Here is a 23,062-nt window from a genome sequence, read left to right on the forward strand (position 1 = left end):
CGTGCGGACGGACGGAGGAGCCCGGTGAGCGAGCAGAAGCTGCGTGACTACCTCAACCGCGTCACCGTCGACCTGCGTGACACCCGCCGCAGGCTGCGTCAGGCCGAGGCCAGGAACCACGAGCCGATCGCCGTCGTCTCGATGAGCTGTCGCTTCCCCGGCGGCGTCCGCACCCCCGAGGAGCTGTGGGACCTGCTGGTCGCGGGCCGCGACACGGTGACCGGCATCCCCGGCGACCGAGGCTGGGACACCGAAGGACTCGACGCGGGCGGCGTGCCCTGCCGGGGCGCCTTCATCGACGGCGCCGCCGACTTCGACGCCGAGTTCTTCGCGATCTCCCCCCACGAGGCGGTGGCGATGGACCCGCAGCAGCGGCTGCTGCTGCAGACCGCCTGGGAGGCGATCGAACGCGCAGGCATCGACCCGGCTTCCCTGCGCGGCACCCGCACCGGTGTGTTCGCCGCGGCCATCGACCAGGGGTACGCCCAACTGGGCGCCGGCGCCGCCGAGACCGTGCGGGGCTTCCTGATGACCGGCAACTCGATGAGCGTCATGTCGGGCCGCGTGGCCTACGCGCTGGGGCTCGAAGGCCCCGCCGTCACCGTGGACACCGCCTGCTCGGCCTCGCTGGTCGCCCTGCACCAGGCGGCCCGCGCGCTGCGGGCCGAGGAGTGCGGGCTCGCCCTGGCCGGCGGCGTGACGGTGATGTCACGTCCTTCGGTCTTCACCGAGTTCAGCCGCCAGGGCGCCATGTCCGCCGACGGCCGCTGCAAGCCCTTCTCCGTCGAGGCCGACGGCACCGGCTGGGGCGAGGGCGTCGGCGTGCTCCTCCTGGAGCGGCTCAGCGACGCCCGCCGCAACGGCCACCCGGTGCTCGCCGTCCTGTCCGGATCCGCCGTCAACCAGGACGGCGCGAGCAACGGCCTGACCGCCCCCAACGGCCCCTCCCAGCAGCGCGTCATCCAGGCGGCGCTCGCCGACGCGGGCCTGAGCGCCGCCGACGTCGACGCCGTGGAGGCGCACGGCACCGGCACCACCCTCGGCGACCCCATCGAGGCCGACGCCCTGCTCGCCACCTACGGTCAACACCGGTCTCCGGAGCGGCCGTTGTGGCTCGGCTCCGTCAAGTCCAACATCGGGCACACCCAGGCCGCCGCCGGGGTCGCGGGCGTCATCAAGACGGTCCTCGCACTGCGCGCCGGGCTGCTGCCCCGCACCCTGCACATCACCGAACCGACCCCGCACGTGGACTGGTCGGCGGGGTCCGTCTCCCTCCTGACCGAGGCCAGGCCGTGGTCCGCCGGGGACCGGCCGCGGCGGGCGGGCGTCTCCTCGTTCGGGATGAGCGGCACCAACGCCCACGTCATCCTGGAGCAGGCTCCCGAGGAAGGGGCCCCCGGGGGACAGGCCGCCGAGTCCGCGCCGTCGGAGACTCCCGCGCCGTCGGAGACTCCCGCGCCGTCGGAGGCTTCCGCGCCGCCCCCGGCCGTTGTCCCGTGCGTCCTCAGCGGGCGCACCGCGGCCGCCCTGCGCGACCAGGCCGTACGCCTGGGCGCCAGGCTCGCCGACGACCCGGAGGCCCGCCCGGCCGACATCGGCTACTCGCTGGCCACCACCCGCACCGCCTTCGCGCACCGCGCCGTCGTGACGGTGGCGGACCGCGCGGAACTGGCCGACGGCCTCGCCGCGCTCGCCCGCGACGAAGGCGAAGGCGCGACCGCGGCCGCCGTCACGGGCTGTGCCGAGCCGCTCCCGGGCCGGGTCGCCCTGGTCTTCCCCGGCCAGGGCGCGCAGTGGACCGGCATGGGACGCGAACTGCTCGACACGTCGCCGGAGTTCGCCCGCTCCATGGCGGCGTGCGAGGAAGCGCTGTCCGGTCTGGTCGACTGGTCGCTGCGCGAGGTCGTGCGCGCCGAGCCCGGCGCCCCCTCCCTCGACCGGGTGGACGTGGTCCAGCCCGCTCTGTTCGCCATGATGGTCTCCCTCGCCGCGCTCTGGCGCTCCTGGGGCGTCGAACCCGACGCCGTCGTCGGGCACAGCCAGGGGGAGATCGCCGCCGCGGTGGTGGCCGGCGCGCTGTCCCTGGAGGACGGGGCGAAGGTCGTCGCGCTGCGCAGCCGCGCCATCGTCGCCCTCGGCGGGGACGGCGGCATGGTCTCCCTCGCCCTGTCCCGTACCCGGGCCGAACAGGAGATCTCTCCCTGGGGTGAGCGGATCTCGGTCGCCGCCGTCAACGGCCCCGCGGCCGTGGTGGTCTCCGGCGACCGCGACGCACTCGCCGAGCTGGTCACCGCCTGCGAGGAGAGCGGTGTGCGGGCCCGCACGGTGCCCGTCGACTACGCCTCCCACTCGGCGCACGTCGAACGCGTCCGCGACGAGGTGCTGACCGCCCTCGCCGACATCACGCCCCGCCCGGCCCGCGTGCCGCTGTACTCCACGGTGACCGGCGAACGGCTCGACACCACCACCATGGACGCCGACCACTGGTACCGGAGCCTGCGCCGCACCGTGTGCTTCGACACCGCCGTGCGCGCCCTGGCCGCGCACGGCCACGGCGTGTTCGTCGAGGTCTCGCCGCACCCCGTCCTGACCATGGCCGTGCAGGACACCGTCGAGGACACCGGTGCCACGGGCGCCGTCGTCACCGGCACGCTGCGCCGCGACGAGGGCGGCACGCGCCGCTTCCTCGCCTCCGCGGCCGAGCTGTGGGTGCGCGGAGTCCCCGTCGACTGGCGTACGGCGTACGAGAGTTCAGGGGCGCGCCGGGTCGACCTGCCGACCTACCCCTTCCAGGGGCGACGCCACTGGCTGGAGCCCGCCGTGTCCGACGGGGCGCGCCCCGGGGGCGACAGCGCGTTCTGGGACCTCGTCGAGCGCGGTGACGTCAGCGAGGCCGCCGACGTCCTCGCCGTCGACCCCGGGCCGCTCGGGCAGGTGCTGCCCGCCCTGGACGGCTGGCGCCGGCGGCGCGCGGAGACCTCTGCCACCGACGCCTGGCGCTACCGCGTCGCATGGCAGCCCCTACCCGAACCGCCCGCCACCGCCCTCGCCGGGCTCTGGCTGGTCCCGATTCCCGCCGCGCTGGCCTCAAGTGAGGCCGTGCGCGCGGTGGTTGGTGCCCTCACCGCGCACGGCGCCGAGGTCCGCACGGTCGAGATCGACGACAACGGCATCGACCGGGCCCGGCTGGCCGCCGCCTTGACGGCCGCGTCCGGCTCGCGCCTTCCGGCTGGGGCGTCCGGCGACCGTCTTCCGGCCGGGGCGTCCGGCGACCGTCTTCCGGCCGGGGCGTCCGGCGATCGCCTTCCGGGCGCGGTGCCCGGCGACCGGCCTCTGGATGCTGTGCCTGGCGATCAGCACTTGGACGCCACGTCCGGCCATGGGCCGCTGGACGTTGTGCCCGGTGACCAGCCTGGGGACGTGGCGTCCGGCGGCCGCCCGCTGGATGCCGTGTCAGGCAACCGCCCGCTGGATGCCGCGACCAGCGACCATCTGCTGGATGCCGCGACCGGCGGCCGCCCGCTGGATGCCGTGTCAGGCAACCGCCCGCTGGATGCCACGTCCGGCAACCGCCCGCTGGACGACGAGCCCAGCGACCGCCCCCTGGCAGGAGTCCTGTCCCTGCTCGCCCTCGCCGAGGGGGCCCATCCGCATCACCCCGCCCTGCCCGCGGGCACCGCGCTCACCCTTGCCCTCGTGCAGGCGCTCGGCGACCTCGGCAGCACCGCCCCGCTGTGGTGCGCCACCAGCGGCGCCGTGTCGACGGGCCCCGCGGACCCGCTCACCGCACCGCACCAGGCCATGGTGTGGGGCACCGGCATGGTCGCCGCCCTCGAACACCCCGCCCGCTGGGGCGGCCTCGTCGACCTGCCCGCCGCACTCGACGCCCGCGCCGGGGAACGGCTGTGCGCCGCGCTCTCGGCAAGGCCAGGACCCGACGGCAGGGGACCCGAAGGCAGCGGAGCGGAGGACCAGCTCGCGGTACGCCCCTCCGGCCTGTTCGTCCGCCGCCTGGCCCGCGCCCCGCGCGGCGGCCGCCCCACGCGTGCCTGGCGGCCGCGCGGCACGGTGCTCCTGACCGGCGGCACCGGATCCCTCGGCCCGCACCTCGCCCGCTGGCTGGCCCGCGGCGGCGCCGACCACCTCGTCATGCCGGGACGACGTGGCGCACACGCACCCGGAACGGCCGAACTGGCCGCGGAACTCGCCGAGTTCGGCACCGGCGTGAGCTTCCCCGAGTGCGACCTGACCGACCGCGCCCAGGTCGAGGTGCTCCTCGCCGCGCTCGACGCCGATGGCAGGGCCCCGACCGCGGTCGTGCACGCCGCCGCCGACATCGCCCTGGCGTCCCTGGACGCGATCCCCACCGAGGCGTACGCACGCGTCGTCGCCGCCAAGAGCGCAGGTGCCCGGCACCTCGACGCCCTGATCGACCGCGACCTGGACGCCTTCGTCCTGTTCTCCTCGATCGCGGGCGTGTGGGGCAGCGGCGACCACGGCGCCTACGCCGCGGCCAACGCCCACCTGGACGCCCTGGCCCGGCACCGGCGCGACCGCGGTCTGCGCGCCACCGCCGTCGACTGGGGCATCTGGCGGGCCGAGAACCCCTGGGTCCCCGCGACCGGCGGCGCGGACGCGGACCTGTTCAACCTCGAGGAGCACGGGATCCCGCGGATCGACACCGACCGCGCCCTCGCCGCGCTCCAGCAGATCCTCGACGACGACACGACGCACCTGACCGTCGCCGACGTCGACTGGGAACGGTTCGCCCCCGTCTTCACCACGAGCCGCCCCAGCCCCCTCCTGCAGGGCGTCCCCGAAGCCCGGCAAGCTCTTGACGCGACACCGAGCGGCGCCCGGCCACCGGCCGCGACGGACCTGCGCCGACGCCTGACCGCCCTGGGGCCCGCCGAACAGTCCCGTCTGCTGCTCGACCTCGTCCGCGACCAGGCGGCCGCCGTGCTCGGCCACGACTCCGCCGACGCCGTGCGCCCCCACAAAGCGTTCCAGGAACTCGGCTTCGCGTCCCTGACCGCCGTCGAACTGCGCAACCGGCTGAACACCACGACCGGCCTGCGCCTGCCCTCCACCCTCGTCTTCGACCACCCCACGGCCGCCGCTCTCGCCGCGCGTCTGAGGACCGGTCTGCTGGGCGAGGACGAGGGGTCGGCGCCGGCGAGCGGTGGAGCGAGCGCGCCGCACGGCGCTCCTTCGGCCACCGACGAACCGATCGCGATCGTCTCCATGGGATGCCGCCTCCCCGGCGCCATCGACACCCCTGACGGTCTGTGGCAACTGCTCGCCGACCGCGGCGACGCGACCTCCGGCTTCCCCCACGACCGCGGCTGGGACCTCGACGCCCTCTACGACCCCGACCCGGACCGCCCCGGCACCTCCACCACCCGGCACGGCGGATTCCTGCACGAGGCCGCCGACTTCGACGCGGGCTTCTTCGGGATCTCCCCGCGCGAGGCCCTCGCCATGGACCCGCAGCAGAGGCTGCTCCTGGAGACCTCCTGGGAAGCCGTCGAGCGCGCGGGCCTGGACCCCGCGGCCCTGCGCGGCAGCCGCACCGGCGTCTTCACGGGCGTCAACTACAGCGACTACGCCTCGGCCGTGGCCCGTTCCACCGAAGGCGAGGGGCACCTGCTCACCGGCAGCGCGCCCAGCGTGGTCTCCGGCCGCGTCGCCTACACCCTCGGCCTCGAAGGCCCCGCGATCACCGTCGACACCGCCTGCTCCTCCTCCCTGGTCGCCCTGCACCTCGCCGCTCGGGCGCTGCGCGCGGGGGACTGCTCGCTCGCCCTGGTCGGAGGCGTCGCCGTGATGTCCACGCCCGGGGCCCTCGTCAGCTTCTCCCGCCAGCGCGGCCTTGCCGCCGACGGCCGGTGCAAGGCGTTCGCCGACAGCGCCGACGGCATGGGCATGGGGGAGGGAGTGGGCGTGCTCCTCGTCGAACGGCTGGCGGACGCGCGGCGTGCGGGGCATCCCGTCCTGGCCGTGCTGCGCGGCTCCGCCGTCAACCAGGACGGCGCGAGCAACGGCCTCTCGGCGCCGAACGGCCCGTCCCAGCAGCGCGTCATCCGCGCCGCGCTCACCGACGCCGGGCTCGCGCCCGCGGACGTCGACGTGGTCGAGGCCCACGGTACGGGCACCACGCTCGGCGACCCCATCGAGGCCCAGGCCCTGCTCGCCACCTACGGCAGGGACAGGCCCGCGGAGCACCCCCTCCTGATCGGCTCCCTGAAGTCCAACATCGGCCACACCCAGGCCCTTTCGGGCGTCGCCGGCGTGATGAAGACCGTGCTGGCCCTGCGCCGTGGCACGGTCCCCGCGACACTCCACGTCGACCGGCCCACCACCCATGTCGACTGGACGCAGGGGGCCGTCGCCCTCGTCACCGACCCGACGCCCTGGCCGGACCGGGACCGGCCGCGCCGCGCGGGCGTCTCCTCCTTCGGCCTGAGCGGCACCAACGCCCACGTCATCCTGGAACAGGCCCCCGAATCCGAGCCGTTGGAGACGCCCACGCCCGACGCCGCAGGGATCACGGCCCCGGCCATGCCCTGGCTCCTCTCGGCCAGGACCCCCGAAGCGCTGCGCGCCCAGGCCGCACGGCTCCTCGACCACCTGGCACAGGGTGAGGGAGGCCAGGGGCACGCCGCCGTGGACGTGGCCCTGTCCCTGACCCGCCGCACCGCCTTCGAGTACCGCGCCGCCCTGGTCGCCGACGGTGAACGGCTGCTCCCGGCCCTGGAGCAATGGACCGCGGGCTCCGCCCCCGCCTGTCTCGCGCACGGCGTGGACAAGACGGAGAGCGGCGGCGGACGCACCGTACTCATGTTCCCGGGCCAGGGCTCGCAGTGGACGGGCATGGCCAGCCAACTCCTTGCGGAATCTCCGCAGTTCGCGGAGGTGGTGCGGCAGTGCGAGACCGCCCTGGCGCCCCACGTCTCCTGGTCGCTGCCGGAGGTCCTGCGGTCCGGCGAAGGACTCGACCGGGTGGACGTCGTCCAGCCCGCGCTGTTCGCCGTCATGGTGTCGCTGGCCGGTCTGTGGCGTGCGTACGGGATCGAACCGGACGCGGTGGTGGGGCACTCGCAGGGGGAGATCGCCGCAGCCGTCGTGGCGGGCGCCCTTTCCCTGGAGGACGGGGCGAAGGTCGTGGCGCTGCGCAGCCGGGCCATCGCCCGGCTGAGCGGGCAGGGCGGCATGATGTCCCTCGCCCTGCCGGCCGACGAGGCCCGCGAGCGGATCGCCCCCTGGGGCGAGAGCCTGGCGGTGGCGGCGGTCAACGGCCCGACGTCGGTCGTGGTCTCCGGCGACACGGACGCACTGGAGAAGCTGCGCGCCGCCTGCGAGGACGACGGCGTACGCGCACGCAGGATCGACGTCGACTACGCCTCCCACTCCGCCCACATGGCAGGCCTCGAAGCCGAACTGACGGCGGCCCTCGCGGACATCGAGCCCACCGCGGGCGACATCCCGCTGTACTCCACCGTGCTGGGCGACTGGCTCGACACGGCCACGATGGACGCGGGCTACTGGTACGCCAACCTCCGTCGCACGGTGGGGTTCGAGCCCGCGATCCGCGCCCTCGCCGCAGCGGGCTTCACCACGTTCGTCGAGACGAGTCCGCACCCCGTCCTGACCCCGGCCGTCGAAGAGACCCTGGAGTCCGCGGGCGCCGACACGGTCGTCCTCGGCACCCTGCGGCGCGACGAAGGCGGCATGGAGCGCATGCTCCTGTCCCTCGCCACGGCGTGGGCCCACGGCAGCCCCGTCGACTGGTCTCCGCTGTTCACCGGCACCCATGCCGCCCGGGTCGACCTGCCCACGTACGCCTTCCAGCAGCGGCCCTACTGGGCCGTGCCACGCCCCGCGTCCGGCGGCGACGTCACGGCCGCCGGGCTCGGCACGCCGGAGCACCCCTTCCTGGGTGCGTCCCTGGAGACCGCCGACACCGGCGAGACGCTGCTCAGCGGCCGCCTCTCGCTGCGCACCCACCCCTGGCTGGCCGATCACGCCGTGTCGGACGTCGTCCTGCTGCCCGGCGCCGCGTTCGTGGAGCTCGCGGTGCGCGCGGGGGACGAGGCGGGCTGCCCCGTCCTCGAGGAACTGACCCTTCAGGCACCCCTCGTGCTGCCCGCGACCGGAGCCGTCCGGATCCAGCTGAGGGTCGGCGCCCCCGACGACACGGGCCGCCGCACCCTGGACGTCTTCTCCCGCCCGGAGGACTCCGCCGAGAGCCCCTGGACACCGCATGCCACGGGCGTCGTCGCGGAGGGGAGCGCGGAAGGGACCACGGGGGCGGCCGTGCCCCCGCTCGACGCGAGTTGGCCCCCGGCCGGCGCCGAACCCGTCGACGTCGACGACCTGTACGAGCGGTTCGCCGCCTCCGGGTACGGCTACGGAACGGCCTTCCAAGGCCTGCGCGCGGCCTGGCGGCGGGGCGGTGAACTGTTCGCCGACGTACGGCTGTCCGAGGACCAGCACCCGCAGGCCGCGGCCTTCGGACTGCACCCCGCGCTCCTGGACGCGGCCCTCCAGGGCCTGTGGCTCGGTTCGCGGGACGGAGCCGGAGCGGATCTGGCGCCGGGGACCGCGCGCCTGCCGTTCTCGTGGACCGACGTCACGCTGCACGCGTCGGGCGCCACAGATCTGCGCGTACGCCTGACGTACGACCCCGAGGGGCCGGTGTCGCTGTCCGCGACCGATCCGTCGGGCCGGCCCGTGGTCTCCGTCGGCGGCCTGGTGGTCAGGGCGGTCGACGTCGACGCCCTGCGGACGACCACCACAGCGGTGCACGACTCGCTGTTCCGCGTGGAGTGGGTGCCGGTGCCGGTGCCGACCGCCGAACCGCACGGACAGGTCCGCTGGGCCGCGCTCGGCTCGGAAGGGCTTCTGCCCGACACCCGACTTCTGCCCCACACCTATCCGGACCTCGCCGGACTCGCCGCCGCCCTCGACGGGGGCGCACCCGTGCCCGAAGCGGTCCTCGTCCCGTGCGAGGCGGCCGAAGCCGACGCCGGGGCGGTGCGGGGCGCGGTGAGCGCCACCCTGGAGTTGCTCGGGAACTGGCTCGCCGACGACCGCTTGGCCGACACCCGCCTGGTGTTCCTCACCCGGGGGGCCGTGGCGACGGACCCGGACGAGGACGTCCGGGACCCCGCGGCCGCGGCGGCCCGAGGCCTGGTGCGCTCGGCCCAGTCCGAGCACCCCGGCCGCTTCGTCCTGGCCGACGCGACCGGCGCGATCGGCGCGACCGATGTGTCTGTGGTGACTGGCGCCACCGACGAGACTGGCACGCCCGGCGCCACCGGCGCGACTGGCGCGGCCGTGGTGTCCGGCGCCATCGACATGCCCGGCGTGATCGATGCGTCCGTGGTGACTGGCGCGCCCGACGCGACTGGCGCGGCCGGCGCGTCTGTGGTGACCGGCGCGACCGATGCCTCTGTGGTGACCGGCACGATCGACACGACCGAGGTGCCCGGCCCGTCCCCCAGGACCGATGCGGCCGCCGCGGCCGACCACGCCGCACTCCTCGCCCTGCTGTCGACCGGGCTCGGCCTCGGTGAGCCCCAACTCGCCGTACGCGAGGGTCGGTTGCTCGCCCCTCGGCTGACCCGGGTGCCCGTGCCCGCGGAAGCGGCCGCCGCCCCGCTCGATCCGGACGGCACCGTCCTCGTCACCGGTGCGGGCGGCGCGCTCGGCGCGCTCGTGGCCCGTCATCTGGTGGCCCGGCACGGCGTGCGCCACCTGCTCCTGGCGGGCCGTCGCGGCAAGGAGACGCCCGGAGCCGCGGAGCTGCTCGCCGACCTCCAACAGGCGGGGGTGCACGCCGAGTTCGCCGTGTGCGACGTCACCGACCGGGCCGCCGTGGCGGCGCTCCTCGCGGCCGTACCCGCCCAACACCCCCTGACGGCCGTCGTGCACGCCGCCGGTGTCCTCGACGACGCCGTCGTCACCTCGCTGACGCCCGAGCGGCTCGACCCGGTCCTGCGCCCCAAGGTGGACGCGGCCCTCCATCTGCACGAGCTCACCGAGGACATGGACCTCGCCGCGTTCGTCCTCTTCTCCTCCGCCTCGGCCGTGATCGGCAACGCGGGCCAGGGGAACTACGCGGCGGCCAATGCCCACCTCGACGCCCTGGCCCAGCGGCGCCGCGCCCAGGGGCTGCGGGCCACATCGCTGGCGTGGGGCCTGTGGGAGCGGCGCGGCGACATGACAGGGAAGCTCGACACGACGGGGCTTCGCCGCATGACCCGCGGCGGCGTGGCCGCGCTCTCCGACACGGAGGGCCTCGCCCTGTTCGACGCGGCCCTGGGCCTCGACGACGCGCTGCTCGTTCCCGTACGCCTGGACACCGCCCGCCTGCGGGCCGCGGCCGCCACCGCCTCCGTACCGCCGTTGCTGAGCGGCCTCGTGCGCGGTGCGGCACGTCGGCGGACGGCCACCGGAGCTGATGCCGACGAAGTCGCCTCGCTGCGCGGGCAGTTGGCGACACTGAGCGCCGAGGAGCGGCGGGCGCGGATCGAGGAGCTGGTGCGGTCCCGCGTCGCCGACGTGCTCGGCCACGACGGCGCCGACGCCATCGACCCCGAACGGGCCTTCAAGGACCTCGGGTTCGACTCGCTGACCGCCGTCGACCTGCGCAACCGGCTGAACGCGGCGACGGGCCTGCGGCTCCCCGCCACCCTGGTCTTCGACCGTCCGACACCGGCCGCCGTGGCTGCGTACGTGAGCGGGCGCCTCGCGCCCGCGACCGAACCCCCCGCCCCCGTCCCGGCAGTCGCGGACGACGACCAAGCGCTGCGGCGGCGACTCGCGTCGATCCCGGTACGGCGACTGCGCGACGCCGGGCTCCTCGACGCGCTGCTGCGCCTCACCGACCCCGACGAGGCGACGGCGGACGACTCCACGGACGACCCCACCCAGGACGCCGACGACACCGACGCGATCAGGGACATGGACCTGGACGGACTCGTACGGATGGCCCTCGGGGACGACGAACGTGCCTGATCCGGCACACCGGGAAAGGAAGAAGATGTCCACGGACCAGGTCGCCGAGGCCCTGCGCGCCTCGCTCCTCGACAACCGACGCCTGCGGCGGGAGAACCGCAGGCTGGCCGACGAGCCGCGGGAACCCGTGGCGATCGTCGCCATGAGCTGCCGCTACCCCGGCGGCGTGCGCTCCCCGGAGGACCTCTGGGAGCTGCTCGTCAAGGAGCGCGACGCCGTCACGGGCTTCCCCTCCGACCGCGGCTGGGACCTCGACGGCGTGTACGACACCGACCCCGACCGGCCGGGCACCTCGTACACCCGCGAGGGCGGATTCCTCCACGACGCCTGCGCGTTCGACCCGGCGTTCTTCGGCATCTCGCCCCGCGAGGCGCTCGCCATGGACCCCCAGCAGCGGCTCCTCCTGGAGACCGCCTGGGAGGCCGTCGAACGGGCCGGTATCGACCCCGTCACGTTGCGCGGCAGCCGCACGGGCGTCTACGCGGGCGTCATCAACAGCGAGTACGCGTCCCGACTGCCTGGCACCCCCGACGAGTTGGAGGGCTTCCTCGGGACCGGCAGCATCCCCAGCGTCGTCTCCGGGCGCGTCGCCTACGCCCTTGGCCTGGAAGGACCCGCGGTCACGCTCGACACCGCCTGCTCCTCCTCGCTCGTCGCCCTCCACCTGGCCTGCCAGGCGCTGCGGGCGGGCGACGCGGGTCTGGCCCTCGCCGGCGGCGTGACCGTGATGGCGACGCCCGGCCTGTACGTGGGGTTCAGCAGGCAGCGCGGCCTCGCGCCCGACGGACGCAGCAAGTCCTTCGCCGCCGCGGCCGACGGCGCGGGCTTCGGCGAAGGCGTCGGCATGGTGCTCCTGGAGCGGCTGAGCGACGCGCGCCGCAACGGCCACCCGGTCCTCGCGGTCATCCGTGGCTCCGCCGTCAACCAGGACGGCGCGAGCAACGGCCTGACCGCCCCCAACGGACCCGCACAGGAACGCGTCATCCGACAGGCCCTCGACCGCGCCCGACTGGCCCCGGAAGAGGTCGACTTCGTCGAGGCGCACGGCACCGGCACCGTCCTCGGCGACCCGATCGAGGCCCAGGCCGTCCTCGCCGTCTACGGCCAGGGCCGCCCCGCGGGCAGCCCCGTGCTGATGGGGTCGCTCAAGTCCAACCTCACCCACACCCAAGCCGCCGCGGGCGTCGGCGGCGTCATCAAGACGGTCCTCGCGATGCGGCACGGGCTGCTGCCCCGCACCCTGCACGTCGACCGGCCGACGCCACAGGTCGACTGGGCCGAGGGCGCCGTCTCCCTGCTCACCGCCGCCACACCGTGGCCCGACACGGGCCGACCGCGCCGCGCCGGGGTCTCCTCCTTCGGGGCCAGCGGAACCAACGCCCACGTGGTCCTGGAGTCCGCGCCCGAGGAGGAGGGACTCGATCAGGCGCCGGGCGACGCGCATGAGGGGCCGGTCGCCTGGCCGCTCTCGGCCAAGAGCGCGGCGGCCCTGCGCGGTCAGGCCGCGGCGCTGCACGCCCATGTGGCCGCGGACCCGGCACCACGCCCGGCCGACATCGCACTGTCCCTGGCCACCGGCCGTTCCCGGTTCGCCGAGCGCGCCGTCGTCGTGGGCGCGGACCGCGCCGAACTGCTCGAAGGCCTTGCCGCGCTCGCGAACGGTGAGACACCCGGCGACGGCGCCACCGGCACCGCCCCGCGCGGCAGCCGCAAGACCGTGTTCGTGTTTCCGGGACACGGCTCTCAGTGGGCGGGCATGGCGGTGGAACTGCTGGATTCCTCCCCGGTGTTCGCGGCGGGGATGGGGGAGTGCGAGCGGGCTCTGTCGGCGTACGTGGACTGGTCGTTGGAAGGCGTGCTGCGGGGCGCGGACGGCGCCCCGTCGCTGGAGCGGGTGGATGTCGTACAGCCCGCCCTGTTCGCGGTGACGGTGTCGTTGGCGCGGGTGTGGCGTGCGTACGGGATCGAGCCGGACGCGGTGGTGGGGCACTCGCAGGGGGAGATCGCCGCCGCGTACGTGGCCGGAGCCCTGACCCTGGACGACGCGGCCAAGGTGACGGCTCTGCGAGGCAGGGCGCTGGCCGCTGTGGCGGGGCGCGGCGGCATGGTGTCGGTCGCGCTGCCGGTGGCCGAGTTGGAGGCTCAACTGGCCGCGTGGGAGGGGCGGTTGTCGGTGGCGGCGGTCAACGGTCCCACCAGCACCGTACTGTCGGGGGACGTCGAGGCCATCGAAGCCGTCATGGCCGAGCTGGCCGCTCAGGACGTACGGGCGAAGGCCGTACCGATCGACTACGCCTCCCACTCCTCGCACGTCGAGGAGGTCCAGGACAGTCTGCGGTCCGCGATCGAGGGGATCACCCCCAAGGCGGCCGATGTGCCCTTCTGTTCGACGGTCGAGGCGGGTTGGCTGGACACCACGGCTCTCGACGCGGGCTACTGGTGCCGCAACCTGCGCCGGACCGTCCGCTTCGAAGAGGCCGTCCGGGGCCTGCTCGACCAAGGACACCGGGCCTTCGTCGAAGTCAGCCCCCATCCCGCGCTGACGTACGCCATCGAGGACACGGCGGCCGACGCGGGCGCCGAGGACGCGGTGGCGCTCGCCACCCTCCGTCGCGACGATGGCGGCCCGCGACGCCTGCTCATGTCGCTCGCCGAGGCGTACGTGGGCGGACTGCCGGTCGACTGGCGGGCGACGTACGAGGGGAGCGACGCACGCCGCGTCGACCTGCCCACGTACGCCTTCCAGCGGCAGCGGTACTGGCTCGACGCGCCCGCCCCGGGAGGCGACCCCGCGTCGATCGGGCAGAGCGAGGCCCGGCATCCCCTGCTGGGTGCGGCGGTCGAACTGCCCGACGGGGGCGGCACGCTCTTCACCGGACGCCTCGCCGTGGCCACGCACCCGTGGCTGGCCGACCACGCCGTGACCGATGCCGTCCTGCTGCCCGGGGTGGCCTTCCTGGAGATGGCGGCCCACGCGGGCGGCCGCCTCGGCAGCGGGCTGATCGAGGAACTGACCCTCGCCGCGCCGCTGATCCTCCCCGCGGGCGAGGCGGAGGCCACCGGCGTGCAGCTGCGGCTGACCGTGGGTCCGAGCGACGAGACGGGCAGGCGCAGCGTCGACTTCCACTCCCGGCCCGAAGGCGCCGACCCCGACCAGCCGTGGACCCGCCACGCCTCCGGACTGCTCGCCCCCCGGCCCGACGCCGCCGAAGCCGAGCGGATGCCCTGGCCGCCCGACGCGGCCACACCCCTCGACGTGGACTCCCTGTACGACGTCATGGCGGCCCGCGGCATCACGTACGGACCGGTGTTCCGCGGTCTGCGCGCGGTCTGGCGCCGAGGGGAGGAGATCCTCGCGGAAGTGGCCCTGCCCGACTCGGTGCCCGGCGGGCACCCGGACGGATTCGCCGTCCACCCGGCGCTGTTGGACGCCGCCATGCAGACGGCAGGCGCGCGAAGTGCCGACCCTGAAGCGGAAGCCCCGCAGGGCGGTGGTGTGCCGCTTCCGTTCTCCTGGCACCAGGTGATGCTGGGCGCCTGCGCGGGCGGCACCCTGCGCGTCGTCCTGCGGCCCGACGGCCCCGACGCCGTGACGCTGCGCGCGGTCGACCGGGACGGTCGAGTCGTCCTGGACGTCGGGTCGTTGGCGCTGCGCACGGCGTCGTACGCGTCGTTGCGCGCCCTCGACCGCTCCCTCTACCGCGTGGAGTGGGCGCCGGTCACCGTGCCGCCCGCGGACCGGGCCTCCGCCCGAAGGTGGGCGCGGCTGTCCGTCCCGCCCGCGACCTCCGCGGGCCCCGAGGCCGTCCACGCCGCGGCCGCGGCCGCGCTGGAGCGGCTGCGGACCTGGCTCGCGGACCCCGAGTCGGACGGTTCGCACCAGCTGGTCGTCCTCACCCGCGGTGCGGCGGGGCCCGGCGACGCGCCCGTGGACCCCGCGGGCGCCGCCGTCTGGGGTCTGGTGCGCTCGGCCCAGCTCGAACACCCCGGCCGCTTCGTCCTCCTGGACACCGAGGAGCCGATCGTGACCCCGGCCGTCCTGTCCGACGCCCTCGCCACCGAAGAACCCCAACTCGTCCTGAGGGAAGGGGTGTTGTATGCGCCACGACTCACCCGGGCGGACACACGAGCGGCACGCCCCGACGTCCCGGTCGACCCGGACGGCACGGTCCTGCTGACCGGCGGGGGCGGTGTCATCGCCGGAACCCTCGCCCGGCACCTGGTCGCGCGCCACGGCGTACGCAGCCTGGTCCTGCTCGGCCGCCGGGGCTCCGCGGCGCCCGGCATGGATGAACTCACGGCGGAACTACGAGAGTTGGGGGCCGACGTCACCGTCGTCGCCTGCGACGTCGCCGACCGGGAGGCCCTCGCCGCGGTCCTCGCGGACATTCCCGCGCGGCACCCGCTGCGCGCCGTCGTCCACACCGCGGGCGTCCTCGACGACGGCCTCCTGGAGGACCAGACGCCCCAGCGGCTGAGCGCCGTCCTGCGGCCCAAGATCGACGGCGCCTGGCATCTGCACGAACTGACCCGTGACGCGGACCTGTCGGCGTTCGTCGTCTGCTCGTCCGCCGCCGGGGTCTTCGGCAACCCCGGCCAGTCCGCCTACGCCGCCGCCAACGCCTCTCTCGACGCCCTCATGACGGCCCGTCACCGCGACGGGCTGCCCGCCACCGCGCTGGCATGGGGGCTGTGGGAGGAGCGCGGCGGCCTCACCGAGCACCTGACAGGCACCGACCTGCGGCGCATGGCCCGCAGCGGGGTGCGCGGCCTGACCGCCGAGGACGGCGCCGCGCTGTTCGACACCGCGCTGACCCTGGACGAACCCGTCCTCGTGCCCGTGCACCTCGACCTCGCCGCCTACCGGAACGCGCCCGTACCGCCCCTGCTGCGCGCGCTGGTCCAGGCGCCCGACCGGCCGCGCCCGGCCGCCGACAGCGGCGCCCTGCGCCGGCGCCTCGACGCGGCCGGTGCGGACGAGCACGGCCCGATCCTGCTGGAGCTCGTCCTCACGCAGGCGGCCGATGTGCTCGGCCATACCGCCGCGGACGCCCTGAGCGGCGACGACGCCTTCCTGTCGGTCGGCTTCGACTCGCTGACCTCGGTCGAACTCCGCAACCGGCTCGCCGCCCGCACCGGGCTTCGACTGCCTCCCACCGCCGTCCTCGACAGCGGCACCCCGGCCCGCCTCGCCCAGCTGCTGCGCACCGAACTCGCCGCCGAGGAGCGTCCTCGAGAAGGGCAGGAGGACGGGGGGACCGGAACCCCGCAGGGCAGGTCCGCCGACGAGCCCTCCGGGGCGGCCGATCCGGTCGGGATCCTGTTCCGGCAGGCGTGCGAGATGGGCAAGACCGACGAGGGCATTGCGCTCCTCAAGAGCGCTGCCGCCCTGCGGCCGCAGTTCCGCACCGGCGCCGAGCTCCTCGGCATGGAAAGCCGCCCCGAACTGCTGCGTCTGTGCCCGCACGACAGCGCCCCGGAACTGGTCTGCTTCGGCTCCGTCGTCGCCATCGGCGGCGCCCAGCAGTACGCCCGGTTCGCCTCCCACTTCCGCGGTCGCTACGGCGTCAGCGCCCTGGCCGCCCCGGGCTTCGCGCCCGGCGAACCGGTGCCCGCGGACATGCCCGCGCTCGTGGACTTCCAGGCCCGGACGCTGCGGGCGGCCCTGGGCGAGGGGCGGCCCCTGGTCCTGCTCGGCTCCTCGTCGGGAGGGACGCTGGCGCACGCCGTGGCCGCCCGCCTGGAATCGCTCGGCGCGGGCCCGGCCGCGGTGGTCCTGGTCGACACCTTCCTGTCGGACAACGAAGGCATGACCCAGTTCAACGACGTACTGATGGGCGGGATGTTCGCGCGTGAGGACCGGGCCGCCCCCATGAGCGGCATCCGGCTCACGGCGATGGGCCGCTACTTCCGCCTCCTCGAGGAGTGGACGCCGCCCGCGGTCCGCGCGCCGGCCCTCCTCGTCCGGGCCAGCGAACCGCTCGGCGAGACGAAGCCCGGCGCGGCCGACTGGCGTGCGACCTGGCCGACCGCGCACACCGTCGTGGACGTGCCGGGCGACCACTTCTCGCTCATGGAGCAGTACGTCGCCTCCACGGCCCGGACCATCGATGACTGGCTCGTTGATGTGCTCGACGGGCCTGGCACCCCCTGAAATCCGCACTCCTGACGAACCCTCAGCAGCCTGGGAGAGGCGCATGACACACGTACCGCACAAGGCCGACCCGCCACGCACGGAGCGCCGGATCGCCGTCCTCGGCGCCGGGGTGATGGGCGTCGGCATCACCGTCCTGGCGCTCGGACACGGCCTGCCGGTCCTGCTCGTCGACGTCGATGAGCAGCGGCTCGACCGGGCCCGGAGCGGCATAGAGCAGGAACTGCGGATGGCGCAGATCATGGGCAGCCTTCCGGCGGACGTCACCACCGGCAGGCTGGAGACGGCCACGACGACCGACGCGGTGGGCGATGCCACCGCCGTCGTCGAGGCGATCACCGAGATCGCCGAACTCAAGGCCAAGGCCCTCGCGGAGGTGTCGGCGCGCGTGCGCCCCGGCACCCCGCTGATCTCCAACACCTCGTCGATCCCCATCGACGAACTCGCGGGCCACGCCGAACGCCCCGCGGAGGTGGTCGGCACCCACTTCATGAACCCGCCCTACCTCATCCGGACGGTGGAGGTCATCCGGGGAGTCAGGACCGGCGAGGACACCATGGCCGCGGTCGGCTCGCTGCTCACGGCGCTCGACCGGCGGCAGGTCGTCGTCCGCGACGCCCCGGGCTTCGTGACCAGCCGCGTCCTGCATCCGATGATCAACGACGCGGCCCGCGTCGTGCAGGAGGGCACCGCGTCGGTCGAGGACGTGGACGCACTGATGGAGGGATGCCTCGGCCATCCCACGGGTCCTCTGCGCACCGCGGACCTCATCGGCATCGACAACCTCGTCGACTCGCTGCGCGTACTGCACCAGCACACCGGCGACGACGGCTGCCGCCCCTGCGACCTGCTGCTCGACAAGGTCGAGCGGGGCGAACTCGGCCGCAAGTCCGGCCGCGGCTTCTACGACTACCAGGAGGAGAACTGATGGAGACCCCCGGAAACGCCTCGGAGGAAGCGGGCGCCGTGGAGGCGGAGAAGGAGATCCTGCGCTTCCTGGAGGCGCGCACCAAACGCTCCTGGGAGACCGACCAGGACCTCTTCGCCTCCGGCGTTTCCTCGCTGTTCGCGATGGAGCTCGTGGTGCACCTGGAGAAGACCTTCGCCGTCGAGATCCGCAGCGGCGACCTCCGCCTCGACAACTTCCGCACCGTCACCTCGATGACGGCGCTCGTGGACCGGCTCCGGACGGCCGCGGGAGGCCCTGGTGAGTGACGCGCTCGCGTCCGCTGTCGCCGGGGTGGGCGGCCTGAACGCGGACGACGCCGACGCCTGGGACCGCGCGGGCCTGCTGCCCACGGACCTGCTGGGCAAGTTGGCCGCCGACGCGCTGCTGTGCGCCCAGGTCCCCGCCGCCTACGGAGGCCGGGGGCTGACCAGCGCCGACAACGGCGAACTCACCGCGCACGTCGGCAGTTCGTGCAGTTCCCTGCGGAGCGTGATGACGTCCCAGGGCATGGCCGCCTGGACCATCGAGCGCTTCGGCACCCCCGACCAGCGCGCCGCCTTCCTGCCGCGGCTCACCGGCGGCGACATCGCGGCGGCGGGCTTCAGCGAACGCGCCGCCGGGAGCGACCTGTCCGCCATGACGACCCGGATCCGCCGCGAGGGCGACTCGGTCGTCCTGAACGGCCACAAGGTCTGGGTGACCGCCGCCCACTACGCCGACCTGCTCGTGCTGTTCGGGCGCTACGACGAGTCTGGCGGGACGGATGAGTCGGACGGGGCGGGTGGGACGTACGAAGGCCGGGGCGGGGGAGGCGGCGGGGCAGAGGCGGCCGCGGTCGTCGTCCCCGCCGCCACGCCCGGTGTCCGCGTCGAGCGCGTCGCCGACCCGCTCGGCTGCCGGGCCGCCGGGCACGCCGACATCACCCTGGACGGGGTACGGGTCCCCGCGGCCAACGTCCTCGGCGGCACAGCACTGCCCCTTCCCCTGCTGGTCACCACCGCCCTCGCCTACGGACGCATGTCCGTGGCCTGGGGATGCGTGGGCATGCTGCGCGGCTGTCTGACGGCGGCGGCCCGACACGCCACGCACCGGCGGCAGTTCGGGGTCCCGCTGGCGGAACACCAGCTCGTCGCCCGCCATCTGGCCGAGCTGTACGCCGCCGAGCAGACCGCGACCCGGGTCTGCGAACACGCCTCGCGGTGCTGGGACGACGGCTCGCCGGACCAGGTCACCGCGACGGTCCTCGCCAAACACGTCAGCGCGGGCAACGCCGCCCGGGGTGCGGCCACCGCCGTCCAGGTCCTGGCCTCCGCGGGCGCCAGGGACGGGCACGTGGTCGCCCGCGCCTACCGCGACGCCAAGCTGATGGAACTCATCGAAGGCAGCAACGAAATGTGCCAGCTGATGCTGGCCCGGCACGTCGTCGACAGCGCCGAGTGAAGGGAAACGCCGTGACCGACGCCTCCGCCGAGGGACCTCCCAAGGAACGCACGAAAGAACCCGCCAAGGAACGCACGAAGGAACCCGCCAAGGATCCCGCCCCCGTCGTCAAATGCCTGGTCTGGGACCTGGACAACACCCTGTGGCAGGGAACGCTCCTCGAGGACGGCGACGTGCCCCTGCCGGACGCGATACGGGACGTCGTCGTGGAGCTCGACTCCCGTGGCGTCCTGCAGTCGGTGGCCAGCAAGAACGACCACGAGACGGCCTGGGCGCGCCTGGAGAAGCTGGGCATCGCCGACTACTTCGTGCTGCCGCAGATCGGCTGGGGCCCCAAGTCCGACTCCGTACGCCACATCGCCGAGACCCTCAACTTCGCGCTCACCACCATCGCCTTCATCGACGACCAGCCCGCCGAGCGCGCCGAGGTCACCTACCACCTGCCCGAAGTCCGCTGCTACCCCGCCGAGGCCGCGACGGAGCTGCCGCGCCTCGCGGAGTTCACACCCCCGCTCCAGACCGTGGATTCCCGGCGGCGCCGCCAGATGTACCAGGCGGGCTTCCGCCGCGAGGCGGCGCGTGCCGAAGCGACGGGTCCTGACGAGGACTTCCTGCGCTCCCTCGAACTGGACATGCGCATCGGCCGCGCCACCGACGAGGAACTGTCCCGCGTCGAGGAACTCACCCTGCGCACCAGCCAGATGAACGCCACCGGCGTGCACTACTCCGACGCGGACCTGCGCCGGCTGCGCACCGACCCCGCCCACGAAGTCCTCGTGGTCACCCTCACCGACCGCTTCGGCCCGCACGGCGCCGTCGGTGTGCTGCTCCTCGAACGCCGGCCGGAAGTCTGGCACCTCAAGCTGCTCGCCACCTCGTGCCGTGTGGTGTCCTTCGGCGCGGGCGCGACCATCCTGAACTGGCTCATCGACGAAGCGGCCCGCGCGGGAGCCCACTTGGTGGCCGACTTCAGGCCGACCGACCGCAACCGGATGATGGAGGTCGCCTACCGGTTCGCGGGCTTCGACGAGACCCCCTGCCCCTGCGCCGCGGACCTCCCCGGGCCGACGGGCGCCGGCCTCCAGCGCCTGCACCTGCGCCCCGGACCCCGGCCCGCCTCCACGACCGTACGCGTCCGGGCGGTGGCACTGCACCCCACCCGCACGTGAGAAGGAGACCACCGCCATGGCGAACCAGATCGTCCCGACCCCCGAACTCCTCACCTACGTCAGGGACGTCTCCCTGCGCGACGACGACATCCTGCGAGGGCTGCGCGAGGAGACGGCCCAGCTGCCCGGCGGCACGGCATTCCAAGTCCTCGCCGAGGAGGGCCAGTTGCTGGCGCTGCTCGTCGGTCTCGCCGGAGCGCGGACCGTGCTGGAGATCGGCACGTACACCGGATACAGCACCCTGTGCATGGCCCGCGCGCTGCCCGCCGACGGCACGGTGGTGACCTGCGACATCACCGACCGGTGGCCCGCTGTCGGCGCCGAGTACTGGAAGCGCGACGGCAGCGACGCCCGCATCGACCTGCGTGTGGGCGAGGCGGCCGACACGATGGACGGACTGCTGGCCGAGCGAGGCCCAGGAAGCTTCGACCTGGCGTTCATCGATGCCGACAAGGCCAACTACGGCACCTACTACGAGAAGGCCCTCGCCCTGACCCGCCCCGGCGGCCTCGTCGTCATCGACAACACGCTCTACTTCGGGCGCGTGGTCGACCCGGCGGACGACGACGCCGACACCACGGCGATCCGTGAACTCAACGCGTTCCTCTCCCGGGACGACCGGGTGGACCTCTCGCTCCTGCCGATGGCGGACGGCATCACCCTCGCACGCAAGCGCTGAGAACGCCCCGCCCCGCTCACTTCTCGAAGAGCAGGGACGACACCGTCACGACCACGGCCGGCACGGCGGCGAGTGCGGTGATCAGGGCCGAAGAAGTCAGGAGATACAGACCGCCGAGGCCGGTCGTCATGCCGTTGACGAGCGCCACGGCCTCGGCGGGGCTCAGACGCTTCCCACGCGTGGCACGCGCCTCCTCGGTGCGACGGCTGCCAGTCCTGCGCCTCATGGGGTTCCTCGCTTTCCTGGGTTCCTGCCCATGAGGGCCCACAACGCCCCGGCGGTGTGCAAGCGGACGGGCCTTTGCACGGATCGGGCTCCTCGCCGCCCCATAGGGGTGTCCGACTCTCGAGGAGGTGGCTGCGTGAGCTACCAAGGAACTCACGGGGCCGCCCCCGCGGAGTTGCAGGGCTTCGCCGAGTTCTTCCGGGCGGAGTTTCCCCGGGTGGTCCGTGGCCTGATGAGGGCCGGGGCGACCTACGAGGAGGCGGAGGACTCGGCCCAAGAGGCCATGCAGGCGCTGCTGCGCGACTGGGCGATCTGCAAGAGCCCGACGGGCTGGGTCCGCAAGGCGGCCTGGCGCGCCTACTGCAAGAAGGCGATCCGCAACCGCACACGCATGGCACGGGAATCACTCCACGCGCGCATGGAGTGCCCGGCGCCGCAGGACCGCACCGAACCGGATGAACACGCGTGGGTGCTGCATGTCCTGCGCGCTCTCCCGCCCCGTCAGGGGCAGGTCCTCGCGCTGTACCTGGACGGCTACGCCACCTGGGAGATCGCCGAGCTGCTCGAAGTGAAGGCGGGCACGGTGCGCAGCAATCTGCGGCACGCCCTCACCACGGTGCGCGCATCGCTGGAGAACCGCGCCGATATATCAGAAATCGCATTCCGTGAAGGAGGAGGTCCGCATGCCCGAGAGGGATGAGCAGAGTCTCGCCATGCGCAGGACCGGGCACAGGACCCGCGAGGACGTCGCGCGGGAGGTGCACCCGGCACTCGGGCGGTTCCTCCGGTCGGTCGATGCCGAGGTGAAGGAGCGGCTCACCGAAGAGACGGTCGAGAGCCGGCTGCGGGACGTCCTCGCGCCGTGGGCGCGGGAAACGGTTCCCGCGCCGTTGGAGGAGTCCGGCATGGGCGACTTCGCCACGCGCCCCCAATGGGCCGCGTACGGATATCACGTCGTACAGCTCTGGCTCACGGCCATGGCTACTCCGGGGAGGATCGGTGTGCGGTTGCGCCGTGACGACATCGACGGAGTCGCGGTGGAGACCGCGGCGCGTGCGGTCAACAGCTTCCGTGCCCAGGCCGGGCGGGCGGGCCCCGTACCGGAACCGCGGGCGGCGGGCATGGAGGTGAAGACGGTGTTCCTCGCCGAGTGCGTACGCCATCTGCCCTTTGCCCACCGCAGCCGTCAACTCATGAACAGCAGGCTCCCGTTCGACGAGTTCGAGGAAGTCGACGAGGTCGACTTCGTCCAGATGCTCGGGGACGCCGTGACGCCCGAGCACGCGGAGACCCTGCGCCGGGTGGGACTCCAGGAGCACTGGCACGGTGAGACGGACGAGATCATCACGCTCACCCCCGGCGCCGTCCGCACCGCCGTCCGGCGCTATCCCGAGGCCACAGGCCCCTCGCCGCTGCCCTGATCC

General features: G+C 74.2%; 10 protein-coding genes. 9 read left to right on the forward strand and 1 reads right to left on the reverse strand.

The window, feature by feature from the left end:
• The first annotated feature begins 24 nt into the window (after positions 1–24).
• Genes AB0B50_RS00440 through AB0B50_RS00470 form a run of 7 tightly spaced genes read left to right on the forward strand, consistent with a single transcriptional unit; the run spans position 25 to position 21,413 of the window.
• A complete protein-coding gene (locus AB0B50_RS00440) occupies positions 25–11,022 on the forward strand; it encodes an SDR family NAD(P)-dependent oxidoreductase (RefSeq protein WP_362323280.1) in 10,998 nt (3,665 codons plus the stop codon).
• A gap of 25 nt (positions 11,023–11,047) precedes the next feature.
• Positions 11,048–17,176 carry a type I polyketide synthase gene (locus AB0B50_RS00445; protein ID WP_362323283.1) on the forward strand — a complete coding sequence of 2,043 codons (6,129 nt, stop codon included), beginning with the start codon at positions 11,048–11,050 and terminating at the stop codon, positions 17,174–17,176.
• A gap of 43 nt (positions 17,177–17,219) precedes the next feature.
• A complete protein-coding gene (locus tag AB0B50_RS00450) occupies positions 17,220–18,104 on the forward strand; it encodes a 3-hydroxyacyl-CoA dehydrogenase family protein (protein WP_362323286.1) in 885 nt (294 codons plus the stop codon).
• A complete protein-coding gene (locus tag AB0B50_RS00455; RefSeq protein ID WP_362323289.1) occupies positions 18,104–18,391 on the forward strand; it encodes a phosphopantetheine-binding protein in 288 nt (95 codons plus the stop codon). The genes AB0B50_RS00450 and AB0B50_RS00455 overlap by 1 nt, the downstream gene beginning before the upstream one ends.
• Positions 18,384–19,565: an acyl-CoA dehydrogenase family protein gene (locus AB0B50_RS00460; protein ID WP_362323292.1), complete on the forward strand. Its 1,182-nt coding sequence runs from the start codon at positions 18,384–18,386 to the stop codon at positions 19,563–19,565. Before AB0B50_RS00455 ends, AB0B50_RS00460 begins: the two co-directional genes overlap by 8 nt.
• Positions 19,566–19,576: 11 nt before the next feature.
• Complete coding sequence (locus tag AB0B50_RS00465) at positions 19,577–20,734, forward strand: HAD-IIIC family phosphatase (protein ID WP_362323295.1); 1,158 nt, start codon at positions 19,577–19,579, stop codon at positions 20,732–20,734.
• Between the two features lie 16 nt (positions 20,735–20,750).
• Positions 20,751–21,413, forward strand: coding sequence for a class I SAM-dependent methyltransferase (locus tag AB0B50_RS00470; RefSeq protein WP_362323298.1), 663 nt, complete (start codon positions 20,751–20,753; stop codon positions 21,411–21,413).
• Between the two features lie 16 nt (positions 21,414–21,429).
• On the opposite strand, the gene AB0B50_RS00475 is transcribed toward AB0B50_RS00470, so the two are convergent.
• A complete protein-coding gene (locus AB0B50_RS00475; RefSeq protein ID WP_362323301.1) occupies positions 21,430–21,639 on the reverse strand; it encodes a hypothetical protein in 210 nt (69 codons plus the stop codon).
• Positions 21,640–21,774: 135 nt separating this feature from the next.
• Between AB0B50_RS00475 and AB0B50_RS00480 the strand changes: the two genes are divergently transcribed.
• Together AB0B50_RS00480 and AB0B50_RS00485 are read left to right on the forward strand one after the other, a co-directional pair.
• A complete protein-coding gene (locus tag AB0B50_RS00480; protein ID WP_362323304.1) occupies positions 21,775–22,338 on the forward strand; it encodes an RNA polymerase sigma factor in 564 nt (187 codons plus the stop codon).
• Complete coding sequence (locus tag AB0B50_RS00485; RefSeq protein ID WP_362323307.1) at positions 22,322–23,059, forward strand: hypothetical protein; 738 nt, start codon at positions 22,322–22,324, stop codon at positions 23,057–23,059. Before AB0B50_RS00480 ends, AB0B50_RS00485 begins: the two co-directional genes overlap by 17 nt.
• The last annotated feature ends 3 nt before the right edge of the window (positions 23,060–23,062 follow it).

The organism is Streptomyces sp. NPDC041068 (assembly GCF_040647455.1).
GTDB lineage: Bacteria > Actinomycetota > Actinomycetes > Streptomycetales > Streptomycetaceae > Streptomyces.

Bases quoted from the DNA above. Each gene is read 5' to 3' on its own strand.
- AB0B50_RS00445 (WP_362323283.1), top strand. From the start codon at position 11,048: ATGTCCACGGACCAGGTCGCCGAGGCCCTGCGCGCCTCGCTCCTCGAC.
- AB0B50_RS00450 (WP_362323286.1), top strand. From the start codon at position 17,220: ATGACACACGTACCGCACAAGGCCGACCCGCCACGCACGGAGCGCCGG.
- AB0B50_RS00455 (WP_362323289.1), top strand. From the start codon at position 18,104: ATGGAGACCCCCGGAAACGCCTCGGAGGAAGCGGGCGCCGTGGAGGCG.
- AB0B50_RS00470 (WP_362323298.1), top strand. From the start codon at position 20,751: ATGGCGAACCAGATCGTCCCGACCCCCGAACTCCTCACCTACGTCAGG.
- AB0B50_RS00475 (WP_362323301.1), bottom strand. From the start codon at position 21,639: ATGAGGCGCAGGACTGGCAGCCGTCGCACCGAGGAGGCGCGTGCCACG.
- AB0B50_RS00485 (WP_362323307.1), top strand. From the start codon at position 22,322: ATGCCCGAGAGGGATGAGCAGAGTCTCGCCATGCGCAGGACCGGGCAC.